General features: G+C 38.0%; 5 protein-coding genes. All 5 read right to left on the minus strand.

Annotation, left to right across the window (positions count from 1 at the left end; genetic code table 11):
* Positions 1-138 precede the first annotated feature (138 nt).
* The 5 genes from AB1414_14800 to AB1414_14820 all read right to left on the minus strand — a co-directional run bounded on the left by AB1414_14800 (position 139) and on the right by AB1414_14820 (position 5,241).
* The gene (locus AB1414_14800; GenBank protein ID MEW6608690.1) at positions 139-1,020 is read right to left on the minus strand and encodes a PorV/PorQ family protein; all 882 of its coding nucleotides are present in this window, start codon (positions 1,018-1,020) and stop codon (positions 139-141) included.
* Positions 1,021-1,025: 5 nt separating this feature from the next.
* Positions 1,026-4,544, minus strand: coding sequence for a PEGA domain-containing protein (locus tag AB1414_14805; GenBank protein ID MEW6608691.1), 3,519 nt, complete (start codon positions 4,542-4,544; stop codon positions 1,026-1,028).
* The gene (locus AB1414_14810; protein ID MEW6608692.1) at positions 4,541-4,726 is read right to left on the minus strand and encodes a hypothetical protein; all 186 of its coding nucleotides are present in this window, start codon (positions 4,724-4,726) and stop codon (positions 4,541-4,543) included. The genes AB1414_14805 and AB1414_14810 overlap by 4 nt, the downstream gene beginning before the upstream one ends.
* A 142-nt stretch (positions 4,727-4,868) precedes the next feature.
* On the minus strand, positions 4,869-5,027 hold the full coding sequence (locus AB1414_14815) for a type II toxin-antitoxin system HicA family toxin (protein ID MEW6608693.1): 159 nt from the start codon (positions 5,025-5,027) through the stop codon (positions 4,869-4,871).
* Complete coding sequence (locus tag AB1414_14820) at positions 5,011-5,241, minus strand: type II toxin-antitoxin system HicB family antitoxin (GenBank protein MEW6608694.1); 231 nt, start codon at positions 5,239-5,241, stop codon at positions 5,011-5,013. The genes AB1414_14815 and AB1414_14820 overlap by 17 nt, the downstream gene beginning before the upstream one ends.
* Positions 5,242-5,282: the final 41 nt, after the last annotated feature.

Here is a 5,282-nt window from a genome sequence, read left to right on the forward strand (position 1 = left end):
AACTAACTATATTTCTTATACTTAGAGAAAAATACTTCTTTTTCCTTTTCCCCCCTTTCCCGTTTCCCCTTATTTACACAAGAGATTGAAATACAAAGTGTTAGCAAAAAACGCAAAAGTTTAGTAAAAAAGTAAATTTTACCTTAATGAAAGAGAAAAACAAAAGGTTTCCCCAAACCTTCCTGTTGGTGAATAAGAACCATCAAGTGTCATTCCTGGAAGGGAAAGACCAAAGCCACCCGTTATGCCATTTCCTTCATCAATTGCTGAATTATAGCCTATTCTTAAAGATAGACAAGAAATATAATATTCTCCACCCAGATAAAACTTATAAGAATTATCATTTGGCTTTGCTAAATCAAAGGCAATTGTTCCTTTATCCTTTATATAAGCTACACCAAGTTTGGTAGTTAAAGGTAGCCTTTCTTCCTTTTCGATGAATTTTACCTTAGAAAACCCAATGTTTTGAATAAGGAAGCCAAATTTTATTCTATCTAAGTCATACAATCCGCCAACATCCAATCCATAGCCATCTCCTTTCTTATCGTCCAGTTTCTGGCTAATGTATTTTATGGATAAGCCAAGGGGAATTCTCTCATTTATTTTTCTTGCATAGCCTATACATCCAACTATGCCATCTGTTTCAAACTCACCAATCCCACCGGGGTTTGAGTAGGTTGTTCTTTTTTGTTTCCCTGTCTCAATCAGATTAAGGCTTGCTCCGATGCCTTTTCCCTCTAAGGGCAGGGTAAAATCAATAGAATTAAAGTTTACATCCTCAATCCATCGGTAATGCATAAAGGTAATTTTTTTATCCTGGATTGCAAGGGTTGCGGGATTGCCATACATACCATCGCTCAATCCTGCACATACACCACCCATTGCCTTTGTTTTTGTAGAGCCAAAAAGCTTTAAAAATGGAAAGACAGATGTTCCTGCATTTTCATCAATAGAATAAGCCATTGATGGTCCAAAAAGTAGAATAAAAGTTAGAACAAAAATAAAATTTAACCTTTTCATCTTAATCACCTTATAATTGTAAATTTACCCGATGCTTTATTTCCCGCCGGGTCGGTTATAAGATAGATATAAACCCCTGAAGCAACCTCTTTGCCAGATGAATTTTTTGCATCCCACTGCCACCTACCCGATGCATTTTCTTCCCTCACCAATTCTCCTGCGAGATTGAATATTCTGATTGTTGCATCCTGGGTAAGGTTATCAAAGACAATCCCCGAATTTGGCGAACCATCATAAGAAATCCCATTGTCAGAATCTCCATCATAGGGCTTGTAGGGATTGGGGTAGAGGCGAATAGTATCAAGGGTAGAAGAAATAAGTCTCACATTAAGTTCGGTTTTTTCATTTGCCATTATAGTAGCTTCACCAGACCATTTATTATATCCCCTCAAACTTAAGTTGATATTGTGAATTCCCGCAGGGATGTAAGTTAAATTTGCCGGGGTAATTTGAGCCATCTTGACACTATCAATATATATCTCAGCCCCTGATGGTTCTGAGACAATAGTAATACTACCTACTTGAGGGGGCGGCAAAGAGTTAAACTTTTCTTGTGTAAACTCATTACCAGTAGTTGTTCCTTGCTCAAATAATCCATCCCCATTTGCATCTATTTGCAAGGTAGCTCCTGCACTGCTTTGAGAAAGGACGTTCCAATCAACACTATATTGATGGATGGCATTAGGTAAAGTTGGGATGTTGGTGGCAGTAAAAACAGAAGCAGTCCCTTCTTTAACAGAAGCTACCTCAAGTCCGTAAGTTCCTGTATCTGTGCCTGCTACTTCGTAGCGGTAGGTATCTGAGTGGAAGAAGATTAGAACTGTTCCTTTGTCATATACACATCTTGAAATTTCGTTTTTTACTCTTCCATTTACTAACCCTATGATTCTTCCTAGAGAGTCGTAAACACGAAGCTCACCAGGGCTTTTTAGCTTTGTTTCTAAAGAATCAATCATTTTTGCTGCCTCATTAGTAATAGAAGTGACGACATTTACCAACTCTGTTTCTGTAATGTCCGATACACCTTCCTTTATGACCTTAGAGAGAGCCCATTTCCACTCTTCGTTTTTAGTGAGTTTGCTTAAAGTTGGGAACAGATATTTTCCTGTACGGTTTTGAGTCCATTCTTCAATTGTCTTCCCACCCAATTCTTTAAATTTAACTTCGTTAAATATCGTTTTAATCGCCTGCTTTGCTACAAAATCTTTGACAGCTTTTTTCCTATTGCCAAGGTAATAGTCAAGGCCAAAATCTATTGCATCATAAATACCATCAGCAAATTGAGCAGCTGTAGGATTAACAAACTTTAATCCAAATGTTACTGACGTTTGACAGCCATCTTTTATTCCTTGAGCCAATGTCTCCGCAGCACCTAAATTGTTAGAGAAAACCTCAATTGCTGCTGTAAAATTCATATTTGATAGTGTTTCGTAAGTATAAGATTTTTGTAAATATTTTTCTGCATTCGCAAGGTACCCACTGTTCAAAAAATTACGTGCTTTTATCAGAGCGTTAAAACTCAAATTATCATACTCAATTCCTGTAAAATAGGACTCATAGTATTTGCCCGTTAGGTCTATTCGTGTTACCCAATCGGTGAAATCCAACCACACCGTATTAACCGCGTCCAAAAAAGAATTTGGATCTAAAAGATCGGATGGATAGATAGTCGATTGATGTAGCCTCCTGTTAATATTCTCTCTTAGCCTCGAAACGTCTATAGCAGTAATACCCACATAATCTGGCTCACTGTCCACTTTGCCGTCATTTACCACCAACTTGAAGATATAAGTACCTGCTACAGTTGGAGTAAATGTTGGTTTCATCGCATTTGGGTTAGATAATGAAACCGTTGGTCCTGCGGTCTGTGTCCATTTATAGGTTAATGTATAATGTTCAGGATCATAGCTTTGCGAACCATCCAGTGTTACTAGGGTATTAATTTCTACTGTCTGGTCAGGTCCAGCATTCGCCACAGGAGGTTGGTTGGGCTGTCCTGAAATAACCTTTATCAAGTTCTTGGAAGGGACTGGCTCTTTATCCAATAGCTGGGTTTTTGCCTCATTCCATACGCCAAATTGTATCCAATACTCACCAGGGGTGTTTAGAGTGGGTTTCCAGCTATTACTTCCCTGTTGGCCTTTGTTAAGATATGTTTTCTGACCAAAGCTATCAAATACTGCATCCCCATTTGAATTCCAGATAGTTACTCCACCCCAAAAATAAGCAGCAGTATCTCCTGTATTGGTAAAATTGACACTTATTGGGAAGGATTTCCCTGCTTCTACCTCTATTTTAATGCTTGGAGAGTAATTGTCAATTCTGGCTGCAATTGTGGCAGATTGTATAACCTTTATCAGGTTCTGGGAAGGTCTTGGCTTTTTATCCAATAGCTGGGTTTTTGCCTCATTCCATACGCCAAATTGTATCCAATACTCACCAAGGATGTTTAGAGTGGGTGTCCAGCTATTACTTCCCTGTTGGCCTTTGTTAAGATATGTTTTCTGACCAAAGCTATCAAATACTGGATTCCCATTTGAATTCCAGATAGTTACTCCACCCCAAAAATAAGCAGCAGTATCTCCTGTATTGGTAAAATTGACACTTATTGGGAAGGATTTCCCTGCTTCTACCTCTATTTTAATGCTTGGAGAGTAATTGTCAATTCTGGCTGCAATTGTGGCAGATTGTATAACCTTTATCAGGTTCTGGGAAGGTCTTGGCTTTTTATCCAATAGCTGGGTTTTTGCCTCATTCCATACGCCAAATTGTATCCAATACTCACCAAGGATGTTTAGAGTGGGTGTCCAGCTATTACTTCCCTGTTGGCCTTTGTTAAGATATGTTTTCTGACCAAAGCTATCAAATACTGGATTCCCATTTGAATCCCAGATAGTTACTCCACCCCAAAAATAAGCAGCGGTATCTCCTGTACTGGTAAAATTGACAGTTATTGGGAAGGGTTTCCCCGCTTCTACCTCTATCTTGCTACTTGGAGAGTAGCTGTCAATTCTGGCTGTGATTATGGAAGGGGGTGTAACTTTTACAAGTTTTACCGCATCATACCCCAGCATTCGTTTAAGAGATTGGTAATCCTCTCCTGTGTTATCATTTAATCTTACATATTGATTACTACCTGCGACAAAATCGTACTTCCCGAGGCTTACCCATACATCAGAATAGGGCTTTTGATTTATAGTAACATAATCAGACTTTCCATTGTGTTTAATCTCATATTTTGCTTTTTGAGAAGTAGCTCCGTCTCTTGGGATAAAGGCAAAAACTTCATAATTTCCTGCATCACTTATAGTTAAGTTCCACCTTCCCCAACAAACTGGGTTTGGTGTGTCATCAGCATAAGTCCACCACGTATGCCCATTATATCCCACAGATTTTTCCCACCAGTATGAGCCGTGCCTTTCAAACGCTGAATCCTTATCATCAATAACAATATCTGCCGCAAAGGTATGCGAAACCGCCCCACAGATTAAAATCAGGCTAATTATAATCCCTTTTATTTTCATTTTATCTCCAAATTCCCTTCTTTAAACTTAAGCGAAACATCAAAATTTGAAAGGAAGTTTAATTTTTGGATTGTCTCATAGTCTGCCGGGACATAAATATATCCGTTGCTCTTACCCCCTGGCTTAAAAACCCCATCTCCAAAACTACCAAAGATATGATTTTCTTCATTCCATTTAGGCATCTTTTTTATATCCCCTTAAACCTTTCATATCACAGTTAGGTCTTGCGGGATTCATTTTTTCAACATCTCCAGAAATTTGTCTTTATCAATATATAAACCTACCTTGTTAATGATTGCAGAAAGGATACCTTTATCTAATTTCTTAATGTTTAGGAATAGTCAATGTATGTTTTTGGTTTTCATAAAACTTTCTCATTTTAACATGGCTTCCCTTTTGGTGAATTAGTTTATATTCAAATTTTTCTAATGCTTTGATTACCTGTTCTCCCGAAACCACAGGAAGTCTATCTTGCCGTCGCATACTCATCCTCCATAGTTATAAGCAAAGAGGGATTAGGCGAAAGGTTGTATTCACTCAAATCCTCTCCTTCCAAATGGAGACTAACCGCCTCCTTTAAATTTTTAATTGTTTCTTCTACTGTCTTGCCCTGGGTTACTACATCAATCTCTATACATTGAGCAACCCAGTACTTTTCACCCTTTTCAATATAAACTTTAATTGTATTATGCAGCATCTGTTCACCTCCAAACTTTACTTTGTTATATTTTATCATTT

This window comes from bacterium (assembly GCA_040755795.1).
Classification (GTDB): Bacteria; UBA9089; CG2-30-40-21; order CG2-30-40-21; family SBAY01; genus JBFLXS01.